Genomic DNA, 3,574 nt, shown 5'->3' with positions numbered 1-3,574 from the left:
AAACAAAAAATAAGAGAAACCAATATAGGTTAGGGGAACGTAAGTAAATCCATTATTTGCAAGAAAATAGGAGGAAAAGATCATGACGACCAGAATAGTCCTGATTGATGACCATAAATTATTCCGTGAAGGCGTAAAGAGAATATTAGACTTTGAATCTAGTTTTGAAGTAGTAGCTGAAGGTGACGATGGCAGTGCTGCCCTGCATTTAATCGAGGAGTACTCTCCCGACGTCGTATTAATGGATATCAACATGCCGAGTATGAATGGTGTTGAAGCTACTGCTGAGCTTACGAAAAAATATCCAGATTTGAAAGTGATCATCCTATCTATCCACGATGACGAAAACTACGTAACCCACGCACTTAAAACTGGGGCACAAGGGTACTTACTGAAGGAAATGGATTCTGACGCATTGATCGACGCGATCAAAGTTGTCAGTGATGGCGGATCCTACCTTCATCCGAAAGTAACTCACAACCTAGTTGCCGAGTATCGTCGTCTCTCTGAAAATAAAGGAAGCAGCGCTTACCGTACGATTGAATACCGTAAGCCACTGCACTTACTGACACGCCGTGAGTGTGAAGTGCTTCAGCTTTTAGCAGATGGAAACAGTAACCGCGGTGTAGCGGAATCGCTTTACATCAGTGAAAAAACCGTAAAAAACCACGTAAGTAATATTCTTCAGAAAATGAATGTAAATGACCGTACGCAAGCAGTTGTTACAGCGATAAAAAATGGCTGGGTTGAAGTCATTTAATTTACTTTAATAGAAAAGGGCTATCGTCTAAGGTATGAAAATGTATACCTCGGACGATAGCCTTTTTATTTTGGTGTTTTATAGTCTGGTGGATAATATTTCGTTTGATTCAATGCCTCCAATTGGTGGTTCGGTCAACGATGAGCGATATCTCATGCGATGTGGGCGATTCGTTTCCATATTTAGTCGATATGGTGATGGGTTTCGCTGATTCCAGCTTTCTTGAGCGATTCTTGAAGCGCTTTCGCCGATTTTTCCTGTAACTTGAGTGATATATCACCTGTTACCGTTGATTCACTAAAGACTCTGAGTGATTCCTACCCTCCCCCCTCCATAGAAACAGACTCAATTCGCTTGATATTCTGTTTTACTACCTTTCCCCTGACCTATATCCATTAATTCCCACCTCAGGTCATCCAGTATATGGAATTTACTATTTTGTTTGTATCGACCAGAACCAGTGAAGACTCAATGTGAATCTCACACTTTGACTACATTCTCTCGTTCATCCAAATTCCAGTTTATTGGTGCAAAGTAGTAGTGGTTCATGTAAAATGATAGAAAGAGAATTTGGTATATTTGCCTCTACATAATAGATAACGATCAATCGTTATATAAGGAGTTGGATCAGATGAAAACAGCGGTGCTAACAGACAGTACGGCTTACATACCTAGAGATGTTCGGAAAGCCAACAACATACATATGGTTCCGTTGAACGTCATTTTTGGTCATGAATCCTATCAGGAAGAAATTGATATAAATGCGGAAGATTTTTACGATATGGTAAAGGAAGGCGGTGAACTGCCGAAGACCTCTCAGCCTTCTATCGGTTCGATGACAAAGAAACTGGAGGAGCTTGCTTCTGAAAACTTTGATGCGGTTATAGCGATTCATTTATCCAGTGGCATCAGCGGGACATACCAGGCGATGATGACAGCAGGGGAGATGGTTGAGGAAATCGATGTGCACGTGTATGATTCCGAAATCAGCTGCCTTATGCAGGGCTTTTACGCACTGGAAGCGGCTGAACTGGCTGATAACGGAGCAACTCCCGAGCAGATTATCGCTCGCCTAGATGAAATGAAGCAGACGATGAACGCCTACTTCATGGTGGACGATTTGAGCCATCTCCAACGCGGGGGACGCTTGAACGGAGCCCAAGCCTTTATAGGAAGTCTTCTGCAGGTGAAGCCTGTCCTGCACTTTGTTGACACAAAAATCGTTCCTTTTGAAAAAATCCGGACCCGCAAAAAAGCGCTGAAGCGAATCATAAGCCTCTTTGAAGAATCTGTTCAAAAAGGTGGTAATTACAAAGCTTGTCTCATCCACGCCAATCAACTGGATGAAGCAGAACAACTGAAGCAAGAAATAGAAGAAAAGTTTGATAACGTCGCGGTTGAACTCAGTTATTTTGGCCCTGTCATTGGTACGCACCTTGGCGAAGGAGCCATCGGACTAGGTTGGTACCGGGAATCGTAAGTGTAAGCGCCTGTTTGTGAGACTCAAGCAGGCGCTTATTTTACAGAAGCAGGTGATGAAATGATTGATACCCTCCGCAGCTATTTTATTAAAGACTACTCCTGGATCCCTTCACAAATGCCTCATCACTCTTTCCCTCAGATCGCAGGCAAACTCCTTTTGAAACACGAACTTCTCTTTACTGAAAAAGAAATTTCATCATTCGTAGAAGCATCCGTTTTGACTGAAATTTCATCGGTAGAAAAATATTGGTGGGGCTATCGGTGCCGGCGCTGTGGCAATCAACAAAAAGATTTATTCGCAGAAATGCCGCATCACTCATGCGAAACGCCCTGTGTGTACTGTCGTTATTGCATTCAAATGGGACGTGTCCTCGAGTGTGAACCGCTTTACTTTGGAAGTCCTCATGTGGAGTGGCCGAAGTATGAAAGTCCATGTGAATGGGAAGGTTCGCTTACGTTTCATCAGCAGCTTGCCGCTAACGAAATCAAGCAGCTTGTAACAACAGGTCATGGTGAAAAACTTATTTGGGCCGTATGCGGAGCCGGAAAAACAGAAATGCTGTTTCCGGGTATAAAAGAGGCGCTACAGACAGGAAAGCGCATATGTCTGGCAACACCAAGGACAGATGTTGTACGTGAACTTGTTCCGCGTTTCCAACAGGCTTTTCCGGAAGTAAACATAGCTGCTCTGTATGGAGATAGCGAGGACAAAACTGGTGCAGCTTCCTTCGTAATTGCGACCACTCACCAGCTATACCGGTTTGCCCACGCCTTTGATGTGATAATCATTGACGAAATCGATGCCTTTCCGTTTCATAATGATTCTTCGCTTCATTTTGCCGTAGGCCGGGCGGCGAAAGAAGACGCTGCCCGCATTTATCTAACCGCCACCCCCAGGAAAGCACAGAAGAAGCGCATCCGGAAAAAATCGCTTCCTGCTGTTTTTATTCCGAAGCGGTTCCACGGCTGTCCACTGCCTGTTCCGAAGCTGCAACTCACTCCAACCCTTCATCGTCATTTAAAACGAAACCGGCTCCCCCGTTCGATCATAGAAAAAATTAGCTTTCAACAAAAATCTTCCCGCCAATTGCTGATATTTCTTCCTTCAAAACAGAAAGCAGAAATGATCGCTGATTACTTAAAATCTATTTCCTATAATGTAGAATTCGTCCATGCCGACGATCCCATTCGAGCGGAAAAAGTCAGTGCTTTTCGCCAAAAAGAATACAACATCCTCATTACGACGACGATTCTAGAGCGAGGCGTTACTTTTCCTTCTGTAGATGTGTACGTCATTGACGCGGGCCACGAGCTGTTTGATGAACCCGCCCT

Annotated in this window: 3 protein-coding genes; all 3 read left to right on the top strand. The window is 43.9% G+C overall.

Going from position 1 to position 3,574, the window contains the following annotated elements; genetic code table 11:
- Window positions 1-82: 82 nt before the first annotated feature.
- On the top strand, window positions 83-760 hold the full coding sequence (locus LD39_RS15050; RefSeq protein WP_035548928.1) for a response regulator transcription factor: 678 nt from the start codon (window positions 83-85) through the stop codon (window positions 758-760).
- 631 nt (window positions 761-1,391) lie between these two features.
- Complete coding sequence (locus LD39_RS15045) at window positions 1,392-2,240, top strand: DegV family protein (RefSeq protein WP_035548924.1); 849 nt, start codon at window positions 1,392-1,394, stop codon at window positions 2,238-2,240.
- A 60-nt stretch (window positions 2,241-2,300) separates the two neighbouring features.
- Window positions 2,301-3,574, top strand: a 1,274-nt coding sequence (locus tag LD39_RS15040; protein ID WP_052158892.1) for a DEAD/DEAH box helicase, incomplete at its 3' end; no start/stop codon positions are given.

Origin of the sequence: Halobacillus sp. BBL2006, assembly GCF_000786645.1 — a bacterium.
GTDB lineage: Bacteria > Bacillota > Bacilli > Bacillales > Halobacillaceae > Halobacillus.
This window is presented reverse-complemented; position numbering and strand designations above follow the sequence as displayed.

Coding starts and splice junctions, on each gene's coding strand:
- LD39_RS15050 (WP_035548928.1), top strand. CDS start 83: ATGACGACCAGAATAGTCCTGATTGATGACCATAAATTATTCCGTGAA.
- LD39_RS15045 (WP_035548924.1), top strand. CDS start 1,392: ATGAAAACAGCGGTGCTAACAGACAGTACGGCTTACATACCTAGAGAT.